General features: G+C 39.5%; 23 protein-coding genes. 4 read left to right on the top strand and 19 right to left on the bottom strand.

The genetic code is table 11. From position 1 onward, the window contains the following. Positions 1-17: 17 nt before the first annotated feature. The 9 genes from CRO56_RS04830 to CRO56_RS04790 form a co-directional block, all read right to left on the bottom strand. Positions 18-440: a stage V sporulation protein AB gene (locus CRO56_RS04830; protein WP_097157483.1), complete on the bottom strand. Its 423-nt coding sequence runs from the start codon at positions 438-440 to the stop codon at positions 18-20. Beyond that, on the bottom strand, positions 430-1,050 hold the full coding sequence (locus CRO56_RS04825; protein ID WP_097157482.1) for a stage V sporulation protein AA: 621 nt from the start codon (positions 1,048-1,050) through the stop codon (positions 430-432). The genes CRO56_RS04830 and CRO56_RS04825 overlap by 11 nt, the downstream gene beginning before the upstream one ends. 131 nt (positions 1,051-1,181) lie before the next feature. Then, a complete protein-coding gene (sigF, locus tag CRO56_RS04820) occupies positions 1,182-1,940 on the bottom strand; it encodes an RNA polymerase sporulation sigma factor SigF (protein WP_097157481.1) in 759 nt (252 codons plus the stop codon). Positions 1,941-1,952: 12 nt separating this feature from the next. Next, positions 1,953-2,393, bottom strand: coding sequence for an anti-sigma F factor (gene spoIIAB, locus CRO56_RS04815; protein WP_097157480.1), 441 nt, complete (start codon positions 2,391-2,393; stop codon positions 1,953-1,955). 1 nt (position 2,394) lies between these two features. Beyond that, on the bottom strand, positions 2,395-2,745 hold the full coding sequence (spoIIAA, locus tag CRO56_RS04810) for an anti-sigma F factor antagonist (protein ID WP_097157479.1): 351 nt from the start codon (positions 2,743-2,745) through the stop codon (positions 2,395-2,397). 116 nt (positions 2,746-2,861) lie between these two features. Beyond that, positions 2,862-4,034: a D-alanyl-D-alanine carboxypeptidase family protein gene (locus CRO56_RS04805; RefSeq protein ID WP_097157478.1), complete on the bottom strand. Its 1,173-nt coding sequence runs from the start codon at positions 4,032-4,034 to the stop codon at positions 2,862-2,864. Positions 4,035-4,161: 127 nt separating this feature from the next. Next, positions 4,162-4,611, bottom strand: a complete 450-nt coding sequence (locus CRO56_RS04800) for a GtrA family protein (protein WP_097157477.1) — start codon at positions 4,609-4,611, stop codon at positions 4,162-4,164. After that, positions 4,565-5,602 carry a glycosyltransferase family 2 protein gene (locus tag CRO56_RS04795; RefSeq protein ID WP_097157476.1) on the bottom strand — a complete coding sequence of 346 codons (1,038 nt, stop codon included), beginning with the start codon at positions 5,600-5,602 and terminating at the stop codon, positions 4,565-4,567. Before CRO56_RS04795 ends, CRO56_RS04800 begins: the two co-directional genes overlap by 47 nt. A gap of 52 nt (positions 5,603-5,654) precedes the next feature. Continuing rightward, complete coding sequence (locus CRO56_RS04790) at positions 5,655-7,337, bottom strand: DUF6044 family protein (RefSeq protein ID WP_097157475.1); 1,683 nt, start codon at positions 7,335-7,337, stop codon at positions 5,655-5,657. A 237-nt stretch (positions 7,338-7,574) separates the two neighbouring features. Here CRO56_RS04790 and galU point away from each other — a divergent pair, with 237 nt between their 5' ends. Next, entirely contained in the window at positions 7,575-8,435 is an 861-nt protein-coding gene (galU, locus tag CRO56_RS04785) for a UTP--glucose-1-phosphate uridylyltransferase GalU (protein WP_097157474.1), read from the top strand. An 85-nt stretch (positions 8,436-8,520) separates the two neighbouring features. Here galU and CRO56_RS04780 read toward each other — a convergent pair whose 3' ends face one another. From CRO56_RS04780 to spoIIM, 6 genes are all read right to left on the bottom strand, one after another. Then, positions 8,521-9,825, bottom strand: a complete 1,305-nt coding sequence (locus CRO56_RS04780; RefSeq protein WP_097157473.1) for a pyrimidine-nucleoside phosphorylase — start codon at positions 9,823-9,825, stop codon at positions 8,521-8,523. Positions 9,826-9,839: 14 nt separating this feature from the next. Then, positions 9,840-11,021 (bottom strand): phosphopentomutase, encoded by a 1,182-nt coding sequence (gene deoB, locus CRO56_RS04775; RefSeq protein ID WP_097157472.1) that lies wholly within the window; start codon positions 11,019-11,021, stop codon positions 9,840-9,842. Positions 11,022-11,169: 148 nt separating this feature from the next. Beyond that, positions 11,170-12,063: a site-specific tyrosine recombinase XerD gene (gene xerD / locus CRO56_RS04770; RefSeq protein WP_097157471.1), complete on the bottom strand. Its 894-nt coding sequence runs from the start codon at positions 12,061-12,063 to the stop codon at positions 11,170-11,172. Between the two features lie 5 nt (positions 12,064-12,068). Next, a complete protein-coding gene (locus tag CRO56_RS04765) occupies positions 12,069-12,299 on the bottom strand; it encodes a YqzK family protein (protein WP_097157470.1) in 231 nt (76 codons plus the stop codon). A 399-nt stretch (positions 12,300-12,698) separates the two neighbouring features. Further along, positions 12,699-13,145: a ferric iron uptake transcriptional regulator gene (fur, locus tag CRO56_RS04760; protein WP_097157469.1), complete on the bottom strand. Its 447-nt coding sequence runs from the start codon at positions 13,143-13,145 to the stop codon at positions 12,699-12,701. Between the two features lie 116 nt (positions 13,146-13,261). After that, complete coding sequence (spoIIM, locus tag CRO56_RS04755; RefSeq protein ID WP_245855593.1) at positions 13,262-13,918, bottom strand: stage II sporulation protein M; 657 nt, start codon at positions 13,916-13,918, stop codon at positions 13,262-13,264. Positions 13,919-14,064: 146 nt separating this feature from the next. On the opposite strand from spoIIM, the gene CRO56_RS04750 reads away from it, so the two are divergent. Continuing rightward, positions 14,065-14,631, top strand: coding sequence for a GNAT family N-acetyltransferase (locus tag CRO56_RS04750; RefSeq protein ID WP_097157468.1), 567 nt, complete (start codon positions 14,065-14,067; stop codon positions 14,629-14,631). Positions 14,632-14,660: 29 nt separating this feature from the next. Here the strand turns inward: CRO56_RS04750 and CRO56_RS04745 are convergent, their stop codons facing one another. After that, positions 14,661-15,833, bottom strand: coding sequence for an endonuclease Q family protein (locus tag CRO56_RS04745; protein ID WP_097157467.1), 1,173 nt, complete (start codon positions 15,831-15,833; stop codon positions 14,661-14,663). Continuing rightward, entirely contained in the window at positions 15,833-16,384 is a 552-nt protein-coding gene (locus CRO56_RS04740) for an NUDIX domain-containing protein (protein ID WP_097157466.1), read from the bottom strand. Before CRO56_RS04740 ends, CRO56_RS04745 begins: the two co-directional genes overlap by 1 nt. A 104-nt stretch (positions 16,385-16,488) precedes the next feature. On the opposite strand from CRO56_RS04740, the gene mciZ reads away from it, so the two are divergent. Together mciZ and CRO56_RS04730 are read left to right on the top strand one after the other, a co-directional pair. Next, positions 16,489-16,623, top strand: a complete 135-nt coding sequence (gene mciZ / locus CRO56_RS04735; RefSeq protein ID WP_097157465.1) for a Z-ring formation inhibitor MciZ — start codon at positions 16,489-16,491, stop codon at positions 16,621-16,623. Between the two features lie 79 nt (positions 16,624-16,702). Next, a complete protein-coding gene (locus CRO56_RS04730) occupies positions 16,703-17,626 on the top strand; it encodes an aldo/keto reductase (RefSeq protein WP_097157464.1) in 924 nt (307 codons plus the stop codon). A 39-nt stretch (positions 17,627-17,665) separates the two neighbouring features. On the opposite strand, the gene CRO56_RS04725 is transcribed toward CRO56_RS04730, so the two are convergent. Continuing rightward, complete coding sequence (locus CRO56_RS04725; protein ID WP_245855585.1) at positions 17,666-17,881, bottom strand: YqkE family protein; 216 nt, start codon at positions 17,879-17,881, stop codon at positions 17,666-17,668. 62 nt (positions 17,882-17,943) lie between these two features. After that, entirely contained in the window at positions 17,944-18,615 is a 672-nt protein-coding gene (locus CRO56_RS04720; RefSeq protein WP_097157462.1) for a CoA transferase subunit B, read from the bottom strand. Positions 18,616-18,628 lie beyond the last annotated feature (13 nt).

The following is an 18,628-nucleotide window of genomic DNA, read 5'->3' as shown; positions in this document are numbered from 1 at the left end:
GCCTCCTTTGTCAAAGGTTATAGGTCCACAAAGATAATCCAATGAAACAATGATCCTGATATTTTCCCCAAAACAATGGCCATTAATAAAATAATAATTTTTTCATCGATATGAATCCTTTTTGCAAGAATTGGAAAGACATTTAAAACCTCTGTCAGTGCTGCTGCCAGCATCCCTACAAATATTCCGCTTGCAAGGCCTAAAGGAATCGTAATAATTTCATTTAAATGAAAGATTAAGTCTTGAAGGTCGATCCAACAAGCAGCGACTGCTCCTGTAACAACAGCCCATTCATACCGGTGAATGTATTTCATTGTTTTTGTTAGTTGTGTGAGTCTTGGAATGATTCCCAGTACGGTTAAGAAAGCGACAAAACCGGCTCCGACTGCTAGTCCCCCTGCAAAACCAATAAATATGATTAGAGCCAGTTTAATCATCATCAATACGTTTCATACTCTCTTTATTTTCTTTTAATGAAACATATCGATCTAAATCCTGCTGATAATTAAACATTTCGACTTCTAGAGGACTAGGTTCTTCGTTAATGCGCTTTTTAAAAACATGATTAAAAAATAGGATCATGCCTAATCCAAGACCAAAAGAATATGGAATTTGAAAAAGAAGGGGTTTACGTACCTCTTCTCCAGTAATCATGGTATAGATCTTTTGCTGAACAATTTGCATGCTTACATCTTCATGAAAATTCATAATCGTTAAAGCTGCGCCTACAAATAATAGAAACCAGACTAAAATAAAAAGAAGTTTGGATACTCTTTTTTTACGATAAATAATTTCTACAATCGTTTGTGTTGGCCCGATCGCCTGAACATCAATCTCAGGGAACACTTCAAGAATCTTTTTAATCACCAGCATTACATCAATTATGACAATATTGTTATCTTCTTTTTTAATTTGATATATCACGAGTCTTTTGATTTGCTGGAGAAGTTCTTCTGGAGCAATAACTTGCGACACATCTCCTACTTTAATCCTTTCATTGGGACGTACTTGCAGGCGATGTCTTAAGCGAATATAAATCGAATTTTCCATCCGACACACTTCCTCGAAAAAAGTTTCCCTCTAATGGTAGTATGGTTCGTGGCACCTTTTTTCATGATGTCCAATAATTAGTAACCGTTCACCGCATGAGCTTGGAACAAAAAAAGACCGAATGAACTGATTTAATCGTCCATTCGGTCTTTCATTTGTTGTAAAATCTTCTTCTCCAGACGGGAAACCTGTACTTGTGAAATCCCTAATCTGGCAGCTACCTCAGACTGAGTCTGATCTTTAAAATATCTTAAATACACAATTAACCGTTCTCTATCATCTAAATCTCGGATGGCTTCCTTTAACGCCAATTTATCAAACCATAAATTCTCTTCCTGATCAGCAATCTGATCAAGTAAAGTGATAGGATCTCCATCATTCTCATAAACAGTTTCATGGATGGATGACGGGGATCTGCTTGCTTCTTGTGCCATAATGATTTCCTCTGCGGAAATTTCTAGATACTCGGCAATTTCACTTACTGTCGGAACTCTGCCATTGATTTTAGACAGTTCATCTTTGGCACGTCTAATTTTATTCCCCAGTTCTTTTAAAGATCGACTCACCTTCACGGTTCCATCATCACGGATAAATCGCTGAATTTCCCCGATAATCATGGGTACTGCATACGTTGAAAATTTCACATCATAGCTCAGGTCAAATTTGTCTACTGATTTTAACAGGCCAATACAACCAATTTGGAAAAGATCATCTGGTTCATAGCCGCGATTCAAGAAACGTTGGACAACTGACCATACCAGCCGCATATTTTTCTGTACAATCGTATCTTTTGCCTCTTGTTCACCTTTTTGCGCCTTTACGATTAGTTCCTTTACTTCATGGTCTTTTAAATAGCTTTGGGTTGTGTCAATCTTTACCTCAACATCCATAAGCAAGACTCCTTAATTGCACAGCGCTTTGCTTTTAGCAAATTGCTTTTTCATGCGAATGGTCGTCCCTTCTCTTGGTCCAGACTCTACCTCAACTTCATCCATAAAGTTTTCCATAATGGTAAAGCCCATTCCAGAACGCTCAAGTTCAGGTTTGGTCGTAAACAGCGGCTGTCTCGCTTCATTGATGTCTGAGATCCCGACGCCCTCATCACGAATCGTAATTTCACAGGCTCCATCTTCGATTGTTACAGAAATGTAGACCATTCCATCGGGAATATTTTCATATCCATGAATGATCGCATTTGTAACAGCCTCTGATACGACCGTCTTTATTTCCGTTAGTTCATCCAATGTAGGATCTAACTGGGCTATAAATGAGGCCACTGTTACCCGTGCAAAAGATTCGTTTTGACTTAGAGCACTAAATTGAATATGCATTTCATTTTTCAAGTTACGCCACCCCCAGTTTTTCTAAAGCAAGAGCTTCATTTGTCTCTTGTCTTATTATTTTAAATAAACCGGACATATCAAACAATCGTTTAACAGCTGGGGAGATGGCGCAAACAACCATTTCGCCGTGCATTTGTTTTATTTGTTTGTACCGTCCCAGAATGACTCCGAGTCCTGAGCTGTCCATGAAGGTAAGCTCCTGGAGATTAAGGACGATATGGCGGATCCCATACTTTTCAATGGCTCTTGTTGTCTCCTCCCTAAGCTGTTCTGCGGTATGGTGATCCAATTCACCACTCAAGCGAACACACAAGACTTCTTGTACAACTTCTAAATTAATCGAAAGACTCATTACCTAAATTGCCTCCTTGCTTTGAGGTATAGAAAGTCTTTCGCCTTTTTTAAATCATTCTCCTGCTAGAAGACAAAACTAGTGTAAATTCGCAGAAATGTCCAAAATTTAGACAATCAGTTGACCTTAGCAAAATTTCCAAATGTACGTTTATATAACGTCCACCAGCTAGCTTTTTCAACCGAATCTTTTACAACCAATGGACTTTCAACTAATACCTTCCCATTTTTCACAAGCACTAGAGATCCGACTTCATCTCCCTTTTGGAGAGGAGCTCTAATCTTGTCATTTATAACAACTTTCTTTTCTACATCATCCACTTTTTCTCCCTTTCTTGTTAAAAGAGAGATACTTTCGCTTGTTACCACCTCCACTTTATTATTTTCACCTTTGGAAACGGTGGCTTCTGCTACAACTGCATCTTTTTCGTACATTCTATGTGTTTTATACTTTGCAAAAGCGTAATCAAGCATTTTTGAAATCTGTGCATTGCGATCCTTTGGAGTCGGTGCACCAAATACAACAGCAATGACCCTCATTCCGTCTCTTTTTGCGGTTGCAGTTAAACAATATTTCGCTTCATTCGTATAACCAGTCTTCAAACCATCAACGCCATCGTAAAATTTAACGAGCCGATTTGTATTGACAAGCCAGAATTTTTTATCTGTATTTTCTCGTAAATATGCCTCATATAAGCCTGTGAACTCAGTAATTTGTTCGTATTTTAAAAGTTCTTTAGCCACCACAGCCATATCCCTGGCCGTTGAATAATGATCTTGAGCAGGGAGTCCTGTTGTATTCACGAAATTGGTATTTTTCAGACCAAGTTCTTTGCCTCTTTCGTTCATCATAGCCACAAACTCTTCCTCAGAACCTGCTATATGCTCTGCCATTGCGACCGATGCATCATTTCCAGAACCGATTGCAATCCCTTGAAGCATTTCTTTGACTGTCATTTCTTCCCCTGGCTCCAAAAAAATTTGAGATCCCCCCATAGAAGCCGCATGCTCACTTGTACGAACCTTTTCGTCCAGTGAAATTTTCCCGCTATCCAATGCTTCCATGATTAATAGCATGGTCATTACTTTAGTCATACTTGCTGGAGGTAATTTCTCGTCAGGATTCTTTTGATAAAGTACAGTTCCTGTGTCCCTTTCGATTAAAATCGCGGATTTTGCATTTTCGGCCAATGCAAGCGTCTCTTCGCTTTTTTGATTGGCTAAGACAGGATTGGATAACGAACTAAGAAATAACAGGATGCCTAACACACATGATAACGAACGTTTCATCAGTATACCCTCCAATTAAAGTACAGTTGTCAACCTATAAAAATACTCAGTTTCCATTTTTTCCAGATAGTCTTTTTTTATACAAGATTTTCCTAAAATTAATCATTGGCAGAAAACAAAAACCCCTTCATGTAATACCTGAAGAGGTTTTGGGAAATACGATATATTTCTGGCCCATATAATTTATGAGTGTATATAGTCCTGTACCTAAAAGTACAGCAATTGTTTCTTCAGAAAATGGAAGATAGGGGCGGTTATACATTAGACTGACAATATGCTGCCCCAGATAATAAGCAAGAAAATAGCTTATAAGTATAATGCAAACAAACCTTGGCAGCCCTTTCCAACAAGGAATATCTGACTGAAAGGTAAAACCCCGATTCAAAAAGAAGCTAACAGCTGCCCCTGCACTATTTCCAATAAAAGTTGAACTCCAATATGTAAATCCTAGTCCGTTCATGAACAGCATGATTACAGAAAGCCCTACAATTGTATTTACGATGCCTACAAGCATAAACCGAAAAAACGAATTAGTTGGATTCAGGTAATTTTCTAGAAGCAATGGTGTATAACTCATCCTCTTTCTTTTCAAATTGTCTGGCTCTAATCGATTTCTGTATCACAAAAGGATCGTGCTCAACAATAAATTTAGGTCTGCGTTTCGTTTCCTTGTAAACTTTTCCGATGTACTCCCCAACTAGTCCAATCGCAATCAGCTGAAGACCTCCTATCAGCCAGATCGATGTAATCAAAGACGTCCAGCCTGTCTGTGCATTTCCGCTAAATTTTAGAAATAAGAAGTAGGCTCCAAATAGCAAACTCCCAAAGAAGGAGACCATCCCGATAAATAAAACAAATCGAATCGGGGTCACGGAAAAGGAAGAAATACCGTCAAAAGCAAAAGCGAGCATTTTTTTTAACGGATATTTTGTCTCCCCCGCAAATCTCTTTTTTCTTTCATACGGAACAACCGCAGAGGGAAATCCAATGAGGGGAATAATTCCCCGCAAAAAAAGATTGGCTTCATCAAACCGTGCAAGCTCTTCAATCGCTCTTTTGCTCATTAAGCGGAAATCCGCATGATTAAAAATCAATTCGACCCCTATTTTTTTCATGACTGAATAAAAGATTTCCGCCGATTTTCTTTTAAATAGAGTGTCGGAATCACGCCGATTGCGAACACCGTACACAATCTCGTTTCCTTCCATAAATTTTTGAACAAATGTGGGAATAACGGAGATATCATCCTGTAGGTCGGCATCAACTGAAACAACACAATCGGAAACGTCTTTAGCCGAAAATAGACCCGCTAATAATGCATTCTGATGTCCTACATTTCGGGATAATTTCAAGCCCCTTACATAATTTGACTGTAAGCTTGTTTTATGGATTATGGACCATGTGTTGTCCCTGCTGCCATCATCAACGAATAAAATTTTACTATCTTCATCTACAATCGAATCTCTTACCATTATCCCGATTAACTCCTGTAATTGACTAATGGTTTCGGGTAAGACTTCTTCCTCGTTATAACATGGGACTACAATCGTCAGTACTGGTTTGGTCATGATGCTTCTATTCCTCCCAAAGCTGTCACTACTTGCAAGAAGAACGGAAAACTTATGCTTCCATTACTCTATATAGATAGATCTTCCATGCGCTTTTCTCTGAAATAAATGTCCTTTCTAACACAAGCTGATTCTCTGCAGCATTCAAAATAGGAATGCTGGAGAAGATATAGCCCCCTTCTAAATCTTTAAATGCTGTCATATCTAATTGCAGATTACTCAGTTTTGCTTTTGAATTTTTCTTAAACATATAGTGTTTTCCCAATTCATCTGTAAATAGATAACAGCGTCCTCCCCATTCATCAAAATACTCTTTAATGGTTTTATTTTTAGCTAATTCCTGTGCGATTATTTTTCGAAATTTATATTTATAGGATAAGGGATAGAAATTGTTATACGTATCTAGCGTGTAAAACCCATTATATTGGGCGATGGCGGGATGTATCCCGATACTTGCGACGCGATATGTTTCAGGCGGTAAACCAATAAACTCTTTAATTTCATGAAATTGTTCTGTTGCATAAAACTCTTTTACAGATGGTTTTTTATGATAAATAATTTCATCATTAAACATTCCTAAAATAACGAGCTGCAGACAAAGAATAGCTATGACCATCCCCTTACTAAAGACTTTTTCTTGCCAAAGGATCCGCAGAGCGATTGCAAATCCCAGATAAATGACAAGCGGCCTAAGAAAATGAAATCTCGCAAAATTAAAGGTATCGAGGACATGAAACCGCTGTGTTAAGGGGAGCCATCCCTTATAAAACCAAAAGGCATACCAGGCAGAGAGCACGAAATTTAGGGTAAATAAAAATAAAAAGGTCTTTTCCTGACGCCAAATTTTTCGATAGAAGATAAGAAAAAGAGCCATCAGAATCACTGGCAGTATAAATAAACCGTGTACTGTCATCACATGAGTATGGCCTAAAATAAAATTCTTGAAAGTAAGCCGGATTACTCGCCATAAAGGAAGCCTTGCATGAAAATATTCATCTCTGCTGTTCGGTTCTGTTGTAAATAGAAAAGAGGCGACAAGGCGATACTCGACTAGAAGAAACATGAGCGTCATTAAAGCAATCGAAATAAGGAAACGAAAGTTCCACCCTTTTCTGCTGATCCCATCCCATAGCCATAACAGCGCCATCCCTGTTAAAAAGAAGAAAAAACCTAGTACAAAGCTTGAGTAGAATGGGAGCAGAATCAGTACTGCGATGTTTTTCCAAGAACGTTCTCCATTTCGAATATTTAAAAAGGCCCATAAAGCTAGAGGCATTCCTAAGGTGCTCAGCATCCCGGATGGCCAAAACGGGGTCAGGGCAAAAGCCAGTGCGGCTCCTACTCTAATAAGCGCCCATTCATTGTTTTGCAGAAAATGCTTTTTTAAAAGAATGTACATTCCCCAAAAAGCAACTAATCTTGTAATGGCCTGACTCAATCCATAGGCAATCATGGTCGGGAAAAGAGCATAAAGCCAAACAATCCCGCTAAATTCCGAAGCGAGCGCATTTCGCGGCAATCCATTGATTACTTGAGGGATGGCTGCATTAATATCGCCAAACAATTCACCACTGTTAATAAGCACCTTATACCAGGCAATATTCGAATCTAAATTATCATGAACTCGAATGTGTGCATTCTCTCCTAAGACAAATAAAGGGGATAAATAAAGAAGTATAATGGCAAATGAGAGGAGAATCAGTTTTCGTTCATAGCAAGGATTAGTTAAAACCACTGTTTACACCTCTAAAAAAATCTTGGCAATCGGATTACAACCTTAAGTTTTACTATAATCACAGTTCTATTCCTTTTTCTCCATCTTTTTTCATGGCAATTTGTAAATAGTAGGCACGGGATATGGGCGAGCTTTCATGCATACATATAAACAGATATGAAACTATTAGTTTATTAAATTAATCGATTGATTTTTATTAAGCGAAAGCGACGGAATTTATTCTAGAGGAGGATGATTATGATTAAAAAAGCCGTGATCCCTGCGGCTGGCCTTGGCACAAGGTTTTTACCTGCCACAAAAGCACAGCCTAAGGAAATGCTGCCTATAGTCGATAAGCCTGCTATTCAATACATAATCGAGGAAGCAGTAGCTTCTGGAATTGAGGATATTATTATTGTGACGGGGCGAAATAAACGGGCGATTGAAGATCATTTTGATAAATCAGTCGAGCTCGAGCTTATGCTGCAAAAAACCTCTAAATATGAGGTTTATAAAATGGTGAGGGAAATATCTAATATGGCACAAATTCATTATGTCCGTCAAAAAGAGCCGCTTGGACTTGGTGATGCTATTTATTGCGCCAAATCATTTATTGGGAACGAACCATTCGCTGTATTACTGGGAGATGATATTATCGACAGTGAAGTACCAGCATTAAAACAAATGATCCAACAGTATAAAACGTGCGGAAGTTCGATTCTCGGATGTGAGGACGTACCACAGCATGACGTATCCAAATACGGCATTGTTCAGTTTTCAGAGAAGATTGGAGAGCTCTATCAGGTTTCCAGTTTAATTGAAAAACCAGCAGCTGAAGAAGCTCCCTCAACTCAGGCGATAGTCGGACGGTATATTTTAACTCCTGCGATTTTTGGTCAAATTGAATACGTAAAACCGGACAGAAATTGTGAAATTCAGTTAACTGAAGCAATTGACCGTTTAATCGAAATTGAACCCGTGCACTCTTATCAGATTCGCGGAAATAGATATGATGTCGGCGATAAGCTGGGATTTATAAAAGCTACCATTGACTTTGCCTTAAAAAAACCGGAGTTAAAGGATCAGCTTATGAGTTATATTAAACAAAATATCTATTAACAAAACAAAAGCATCGTCTTGGAAACGATGCTTTTATGCTAAATAAATACCTAAAACTAGATACCAGTATTTTTTGGAATGGTAATTATTCTTTCACTTCTCCATAAATGAGCTTTGGTTTGGCCACTTCTGTTTGAGCGATTCGAATGCTGTCATATAATTTGGCTTTAACATTTTCTACATTTTCAAAATTACTATAAATAGTTACGAGGGATTCACCTTTTTTTACAGAATCCCCGATTTTCTTGCGCAGGACTAATCCAACAGCTAAGTCAATTTCAGATTCCTTTGTAGCCCGTCCTGCTCCGAGCCACATAGCGGCCGTTCCGATAGAATCTGCCACTAATTCTTCGACATACCCATCTTCCTTGGCTTCAAGCTCAAATACAAAGGATGCCTGCGGCAATTTGGATGGGTCGTCTACCACTGAAGGATCTCCTCCTTGAGCTAGCAGAAAAGTTTTAAACGTATCTATAGCTTTTCCGGTTTTTAGTACTTCGTTTAGTTTTTCTTTCGCTTCTTCTAGACTGTCTGCTTTGCCTCCGAGGAATACCATATAGCTCCCTAACGTTAAACATAATTCTGTTAAATCTTCAGGTCCTTCTCCTCTCAGCGTATCGATGGCCTCCTTTACTTCGAGGGCATTGCCAATTGCATACCCAAGCGGCTGACTCATATCCGAAATGACAGCCATTGTCCTTCGACCAACCTGATTTCCTATTTTGACCATCGCTTTAGCCAGAGACATAGAGCCTTCCAACGATTTCATAAATGCACCTGCTCCGGTTTTGACATCCAGAACAATGGCATCAGCTCCCGCAGCAATCTTCTTACTCATAATTGAGCTAGCAATTAACGGAATGCTATTTACCGTAGCAGTTACATCGCGCAACGAATATAATCTCTTGTCTGCCGGAGTTAAGTTCCCGCTCTGTCCGATAACAGCTAGTTTTTTTTGATTAACTAATTGAACAAACTGTTCGTTTTCAATCTCGACATGAAATCCAGGAACAGATTCGAGCTTATCAATTGTTCCGCCCGTATGGCCCAAGCCTCTGCCGCTCATTTTAGCCACTGGCACACCTAATGCTGCAACAAGCGGGCCTAATACCAATGTAGTGGTATCTCCCACTCCTCCGGTCGAGTGCTTATCTACCTTGATCCCTTCTATCGCCGAAAGGTCAATTTGGTCTCCTGATTCCACCATGGCCATGGTTAGATCAGCACATTCTTTATCCGTCATTCCTTTAAAAAAGACCGCCATACAGAAGGCACTCATCTGATAATCAGGAATCTCATCATTGGTATATCCCTGAATAATAAATTTAATTTCCTCTGTTGATAGTTCGGCTCCGTCCCGCTTTTTTTGAATCAAATCCACCATTCTCATTGTTTTTTCATCCTTTATTTTAATTCTTTTAAGAAGCTTTTCCCATGCTTCGGCATGGTCACGTTAAAGTTTTCCGCAACAGATGCCCCCAGATCAGCAAAGGTTTCCCTTACATTCAATTCGTTGTTTCCTTGAAGAGATGGAGAATAAACAAGTAATGGGACAAACTCCCTTGTATGATCTGTTCCGGGATGAACCGGATCGTTTCCATGGTCGGCTGTAATGATCAATAAATCATCCTGCTTCATTTTTTCGAAAACCTCCGTTAAGCGCTGATCATACTCTTCAAGAGCCTCCCCATATCCTTCTGGATCCCTGCGGTGCCCGTATAAAGCATCGAAATCCACTAAATTCAAAAAACTTAATCCGGTAAAATCCATATCCATTGTTTTTATCAGTTCATCCATGCCATGCATGTTTGAAGTGGTGCGGAACGATTGAGTGACACCTTCTCCATCGTAAATGTCAGATATTTTTCCAATCGCTAAAACATCGAAATTGGCATCTTTTAATTCATTCATGACTGTTCGATCAAATGGTTTTAGGGCATAATCATGACGATTTGCTGTTCTTTTAAAATTCCTTGGAGTTCCAATAAACGGTCTCGCAATAACACGTCCAATCATGTAAGGTTCATCTAACGTTAATTCTCTTGCGATTTCACATATTTTATAGAGTTCCTCTAACGGAATAACCTCTTCGTGTGCAGCAATTTGCAGCACAGAATCGGCCGAAGTATAGACAATCATTGCACCTGTATCCATATGCTTTTTCCCAAGCTCATCCATAATTGCAGTGCCGCTGGCCGGCTTATTCCCGATTACCTCTCGTCCCGTCTTTTCTTCCAGCTGCTTCACTAAATCGTCCGGGAATCCTTCTGGAAATACTTTAAACGGTTTGTTAATATGCAGGCCCATAATTTCCCAATGTCCAGTCATTGTATCTTTTCCTACAGAGGCTTCTTGCATTATCCCGTAGTTGGCTAATGGTTTTTCTGCTTTTTCCACCCCTTTAATTTCACGAATATTACTTATCCCTAGCTTCGCCATATTAGGCATGCTTAAGCCGCCCATATATTCAGCAATATGACCTAATGTATCTGCACCTTTATCGCCAAATTGCTCTGCGTCCGGGGCTTCTCCAATCCCGACTGAATCCATCACAATTAAAAAAATGCGTTTATATGTATAACTCAACTCTAGTTCCTCCTATTATAGTCTTACGTTTAAATTACCCTGAAAAAATGTGAATCATGAAAGCATGTTATTTTATCATATTTCTTCTTAGGCAGAAAAACATGCACCTATCCGAATAAAAAAGGCTCTAGCAGTAGAGAGCCTTAACCTAAGCACGCGGATGGAATTGCTTGTAAACATCCTTTAATCTAGCTTTCGAAACGTGCGTATATATTTGTGTTGTAGATATATCAGCATGACCAAGCATTTCTTGGACAGCTCGCAAATCTGCCCCATTCTCTAATAAATGAGTGGCAAAGGAATGTCTCAATGTATGGGGGGTGATTGTTTTTTCAATCCCTACGGAAGAGGCAATTTGTTTTAAAATTTTCCAAAAGCCCTGTCTGGTTAAACGGTTGCCATGATGATTTAAAAAGAGTGCTTCTGTCCTATTCTTATTTTTTATAAGCCTATGCCGCCCTTTTTCAAGATACTCTTCTAAAGCCTCTTTCGCCTTAGATCCGAGTGGAACAATTCGCTCCTTATTGCCCTTTCCAATACATCGGACAAAGCCAAGCATCGTATGTACGTCTCCCGCGTCCAGTCCGATTAGCTCACTTACACGCAGACCGGTTGCGTACAAGACTTCTAGCATCGCCTTATCGCGTAAAGCGAAGGCGTCTCCTTTATTCGGTGCACTAAGCAACGCTTCCACTTCATCTAAATTTAGCACTTTCGGCAGTGTTTTTTCTTGTTTCGGCATATCTATATGCACAGTCGGGTCATGATCAATTTGCTTTTCCCGCAATAAAAATTGGTGGAAAGAGCGGATCGAAGAAATATGTCTGGCAATCGTTTTCGAGGATTTACCTGAATCCTTTAAATGAGCTAAAAATTTCATAACCACAGACCGGGATACGTCCTCTAATGAATCGAGATTTTCCTTCGTTTGCAGATAATGGGTATACGCTCTCAAATCCCGATTATAAGATGTGATTGTGTTATTGGATAGTCCTTTTTCGACCCTTAAAAAATGGATAAAATCCGCAACTAAGTATTTCAACCTGATTACTCCCCATGTAAAAAAAAGTATATGATCCGTTCATATCCGCTTAAACTGACCGGCTCGCCATCCGTTTCAAAAACCTTAACAGCCGCTCCATCCGGTTCGTCATACTTTTGATAGTTTTGATATTCCTGATGTACCCATATCATACCATAGTAAAATAAAATCGTGCATAAAGTGAATAGCAGAAAAACCTTTAACGTATTAAAAAACAGCCTGATCCATTTTTTCATCAGCTTGTCCTCCAGTATTACCTAGGTTTTGGGAATAGAGATAAGGTTGAATTCTATTAGTATCAAACTATGCCAATGCAGCATGAAAATATACGTTTAGCAGGGAGGTTTATTGGTATAGTGTTATTTTTAATGGTGCGTTATGGCTTTTGGTGGTGCTTTCAGGCTTCTTGGAGCGGGGGTTGTGGCGGGTGGCGGGTGGCGGGTGGCGGGTTTTTAGAGCGCGGATCCCAATTTTGGAGCGGGGATCCCAGTTTTAGAGCGACTTTCGCGCTATTGGGAGCACGGTCTTAAGTTTAAAACAGCTTTCACTATTAACTAAGTACTATCACTACGTAAGCTTTTTCCCCCAAAACGTAAAAAAACCCTTTCCCGTGTATGGAAAAAGGTTTATGTAGCTTACGATTCTTCTTTATGGCATCTGTGACAGATTCCATGAAAGGTCAGGCGATGATCCTTTATTTTAAAATTAAAGTCTCGTTCGACAATTTTTTCTACGTCTTCTAGAAGGTCTTCTTGTATCTCATCAACTGATCCGCATTCGATACATACAAGATGATGATGAAAATGTGTGGCACCTTCTCTTCTTAAGTCATATCTGGATACCCCGTCGCCAAAATTAATTTTGTCGACGATTTTGAGTTCGGTCAGCAATTCAAGTGTGCGATACACGGTTGCCAGGCCGATTTCAGGGTATTTCTCTTTTACGAGGAGGTATACATCTTCTGCACTCAAATGATCCTCTTCATTCTCTAACAGCACTCTTACCGTTACTTCCCGTTGTGGGGTAAGTTTATAGCTGGCAGAATGAAGCTGTTCTTTTATTCTCTCAATTCTGCTTTCCATCACTTGAACCTCCCTCGCCCATGTCTACTATATTATATCAAAAGGTAAGGAAGATGCAAAAGAGAATTATTCTAATCTACACAGAAAATTTATTATTACATAAAAATAATTATTATTTAAAAGATAGTATTAACTACTCGTTCCATAAAGAAAGGCGAAACAAATGCCTCGGTCGCTGCTGCACCTACCAATAAACATAATGCTGCAACAAAGGTAAGAATGTAGGAGGAAAACAGCGGAGCTATTGGCTGATGGCTTTGAATAAATTGCCTTTTGACCAGCTTAAAAGAAAGAGTGATTGCCATTACTGCCATCATGATTAAAACTGGAACTGTTATTAAATTTTGAGGAAGAACGGAAACAAATGAAAGAAAGAATCCTTCCCAGCTCAGCTTGTATACTAAGAATCCGACCGTAAAGCCGATCACTACCCCTTTCATAAACAAGATAATCAGAATAATAGGTACCCCGATTATAGACACACCTAGTATAAAAATGAATAAAATGAGCTTTGCATTATGAAACAGGCTTTGAAAAAACATCTCCCTGCCATTTGACGTTTCTCCTTCGATAACCGTGCCGAAAAATTGATTTAAATAATAGAAGAGATCTTCCTTTTGTGAAAACGAAAGACTATTAACGACAATGGAACCAAATACAATCCCCATTAGAAATAATATCGTTACAAACAAATAAATAGAGGAATGCTGCTTTAAATGAAAAGCAAGAGTGGTTTGCTGCATCTGACGGCTAAATCGTTTTTTTATCTTCATTTTTAATATGGCCTCCTCTTAAACACTTACTTTATCGTATGAACAAATCTAGTGGAGTATTCCATGCAGCGATAAAAAAATAGAGTTGCTAGATTGTGCCAATTTAAGTAAAATAGCTAGAAATCTATTAAAAGGAAGAGATTTAAATGAAACAAACATTGATAGCCTTTCCAGAGACAATTGAAACAGCAAGGCTTTATATTCGCTCATGTTTGCCTGGTGATGGGGAAATGGTGCGAAACGCGATTGCAGCTTCGATAAACGAAATGAAGCCCTGGCTCCCTTTTGCTAAGGAAATTCCCACAATCGAAGAGGCGGAAGATAGTGTTAGAAGGTCATATGCTGAGTTTATTAAGAAAGAAGATATTCGTCTTCATATTTTTCGAAAGGATGATGACGAATTTATCGGTTCTACCGGTTTTCACCGAATTAATTGGGACATTCCAAAAGTGGAAATTGGCTATTGGCTCGATACACGCCACACAAAAAAAGGCTATATGACAGAGGCTGTTAACGGGTTAGTCAGCTTTGCCTTTCAGGAGTGGGATGTTAAGCGAATCGAAATTCGATGTGACCCGAGAAACATAAATAGCAAGACAGTTGCCGAACGGGCGGGGTTTACATTAGAGGGGATTTTGCGAAGGGATTCATTAAGTGCAGACGGAAATGAAGTCCGGGACACCTGTGTGTTTGCAAAAATAAAAGATAAATAAAAAGAGGAAGGATACCTGGTTCCTTCCCTTTAAATTTCAGTTACTTTTCCATAACGGCCGCCGCCGCCTATTTCAAGATTCAGCGTGCCGAATCTCGCAGCTAAAATGTAGGCTGTGACCTTCTCTCCGGCAACCTTTTGTAACTCTTGTTCGGTTGCATAATGTAAAACACTCATTTCACTTCCAAATGTTAGTACTAGCTTTTTCAAAAGTTTTGGACCAATACCAGGGAGATTTTCGAGGGGTACCTGATGAATGTATGGCGGTTTTAGCATTAACTCTGCTTTTTCCGAGCTTGCTAGTTCCTCTATCCTCTCTTTAACCCCTTTTACGATCCGTTTATGCCCGCAATAAGGACAAGGTTGTTCTGTGGAAAGTACTTGATGAAAACATTCGGCACAAACCGTTTGATGGTATTTTCCGATGCGGGGATCTAAGCCGTAATTAGATTCAATATAGCGTCCTTCCAACCCTTTTATCGCGAGAAAAAGCTCTGTATAGCTTAGCTCCGCCATCTTTAGTTTTTGATATTCTCTCCCCATTTTTTGTAAGGAGTGAGCATCAGAATTGGTTAAAAAAGGATACTTACGAATCTCTGCAATTTGATAGGCCATTTCCGAATTCGAGCTAAGCCCCAATTCAACTGCATCGATCTTTTCAGGATCAAATACCTCAGTCAGACTTTTTTTAACCCCTTTTCCATAGAGACTTTTAAAGGGAGTAAAAATATGAGCAGGAATAAAGTGGCCGCCGAGACTCTTAGTGATTTCCTGCAGTTCTCTTCCGCTGGCGTAAGCCCGCTGTGAACTTAAATGAATGTTGGTCACTCTTTTTTGGAGCCATTTTGAAAACTTAGCCATTTTATCAATGGTCGGAAAAAAACACAGGATATGGATCGGTCCGCTTGACCACTCATCATAAATTTCAACCTCTGCCCCCATTACGAGAAGCAGTGAATTTTTCATAACTAAACCGCCATCTTCGTGCTCCTTCAACATACCTTCCCGAATTTGAAATTGGATATCTTCTAATACTCCGGGAGAATGGCAATCAATGATTCCTACAACATCCAGTCCCTTCTCCTGCTTGGCATAGTCTAGGATAGAAGGTAATGTAAGTTTATCAGATGCCGTGATTTTGACAGCCTGATTCCGGCTCGTTCTGCCAATATGAATATGGAGATCAGCAAAATAAGATCTCATTATTTCATATGCTCCTTTAGCTTCAGATACAAAATAGCATACGCTGTTTTGGCATCATAAATCTGCTTGGATACTATCATTTCCTCGGCTTCCTGTAAGCTAACTTCTAGTAAATTTACAAATTCGTCTTCATCTGCAGTTAACGGATTCTCTGCCTTTGACAGGCCAGTGGCCACATATAAGTGAATGATTTCGTCAGCAAAACCTGGGGATGTATAGAAAGAAATTAAGTGTTCCAGGTTATCACACTGATACCCGGTTTCTTCCTCAAGCTCTCTTTTCGCTGTCAGTTCGGGCTCTTCATCCGGTTCTAATTTACCTGCAGGAATTTCAACAATGGCACGCTCCAGCGGTTTTCTAAATTGCTCAACCATCAGGATATTACCGTTGGCTAAAATAGGAATAACAGCAACCGCTCCCGGGTGTCTGACTAATTCCCTTTTACTTGTTTTTCCGTTTGGAAGCTCGACCTCATCTACATGTAAGGAAATGACTCTTCCTTTAAAAATTTCATCTCTATGAATTGTTTTTTCATTAAACCTATGTGACATCAGCACAACTCCTTATTTTTGCCAGATAGTGTCTGTCTAATTAGTTCTATTTCATGTTTAAATTCACATACATTTTACCATAATGCTGTTGGAGGCGATGGTGAATGAAGTGTTATGTACATGAAAAAGGGGTCATTCTTGTCGGGAAGGCATGGCAAATCAAAATTATGCTTACACAATACCAGAAACATTATGAAACTTTACAAGAATGGGTGGAATCCGCAACTGCCAAAAAATAGTTTCGTTTTGTTTGCCTCGATCCATTTTTCCCTTTACACTACTTAGTAATTGATACTAATAAAAGGGGCTATTGATGTTATGGAAAAAATCCAATTAGGAACATCTGATTTAACTGTTTCCCGGCTTGGTTTGGGCTGTATGTCACTTGGAACGGATGCAGCAAAAGCGGAAAAAATTATCCATGCTGCGTTAGAGGAGGGCATCAATTATTTTGATACAGCCGATCTCTATGATTTTGGCGAAAATGAAATAATAGTCGGACAGGCCTTAAAGCAAGTAAGAGACCAAGTCGTGATTGCGACAAAGGTGGGAAACCGCTGGAAAGAAAAAAACAGAGTAGGCTGGACATGGGATCCGAGTAAAGCCTATATTAAAGACCAAGTTAAACAAAGCCTTAAACGACTGCACACTGATTACATAGATTTATACCAGCTCCATGGCGGAACGATTGACGACCCAATAGATGAGACGATCGAAGCGTTTGAGGAATTAAAGCAAGAAGGCTATGTCCGCTATTATGGAATTTCATCAATACGGCCTAATGTTATTCGCGAGTATATTAATAAGTCAAATATCATTTCTGTTATGATGCAATATTCGATATTGGACCGGAGACCAGAAGAAGTAATCCCGATTTTACTTGATCATCAGATACATGTGGTTGCTCGAGGACCCATCGCGAAAGGAATGCTCACAGACCGGCTCTTGAGTCAAGCTGGTGATTCAATCAAAGAGAATGGATATTTAGATTATACTTACGAAGAGCTTGAAGAGCTGCTTAATGCTTTAAAACAAAACCTGACAAGCGAACGAAGCATGACCTCGATTGCTTTACACTACGTCCTTTCTAACCCCGCCGTTGGGGTTGTGGTTCCCGGTGCTTCAAGCGTAGAACAGTTAAAAAATAATGTAAACGCAGTGAATCAACCTCCTTTAAGTAAAGAGGAAATTCAATACATCCGTAAAATCGCAAAAATGAATGTCTACACTCAACATCGGTAAAAAATATGAAGGAGCCCTGGCATTACAGGGCTCCTCTCTTTATTTATACTTTTTCCAATCTAAATTACTTTCATTTAAAAGTTCCTCAAATGATTTATTTTTTTCCCGGTACATGCGTTCTTCCCGTTTTCTCGCTTCTTCCGCTTCTGCCTTTTTCTTTTCGATTTCTTTTAATTCTAACTTCGTTTCTTGCATTTTCTTCAGAATCTCCGGATTTAGCCGGTCTTTCAAAGAAGAATCCTGATCATTTTTCATACCATCCATCCTCCCTATCCAACAGTATACCAATTTCTATTTAGAATGGGGAGTACTGCTTCTTAGTAAGCTTCGAGTTTCACATCATCTGCGATTATAAGCTCTGGTTCCGTCGATTGGACAACTTCCTCGACCGTATAACCTGCTGCTACTTCGATTAGCTTTAAGCCTTCTTCTGTAACATCAAGTACCGCTCTGTCTGTAATAATCCGGTTAACTACCCCTTTCCCTGTTAAAGGGAGACTGCAGGTATTCACGATTTTAGGCGCACCGTCCCGATTTACGTGCTCCATAATGACAATTATCTTTTTTGCACCGTGAACAAGGTCCATGGCTCCTCCCATGCCTTTGATCATTTTTCCTGGGATCATCCAGTTCGCTAGATCCCCTGTTTTAGAGACTTCCATTCCGCCTAAAATCGCGATATCAATATGGCCTCCTCTAATCATCGCAAACGATTCAGAGCTATCAAAATAACTGGCCCCTTCAATCGCCGTTACTGTTTCTTTACCGGCATTGATTAAATCAGCATCTACTTGCGCTTCAGTCGGATATGGACCAATTCCGAGCAGGCCATTTTCTGACTGGAGAACCACTCTTTTGTTTTCGCTAATATAGTTGGCGACAAGCGTTGGCATACCAATCCCTAGATTGACATAGAACCCATTTTCTATTTCTTTTTCAGCCCGTTTTGCGATTTGTTCACGAATGTTTTTTTTATCGACTTGTACCATGATCCAGTCCTCC

It is taken from the genome of Bacillus oleivorans, assembly GCF_900207585.1.
Lineage (GTDB): Bacteria > Bacillota > Bacilli > Bacillales > JC228 > Bacillus_BF > Bacillus_BF oleivorans.
This window is presented reverse-complemented; position numbering and strand designations above follow the sequence as displayed.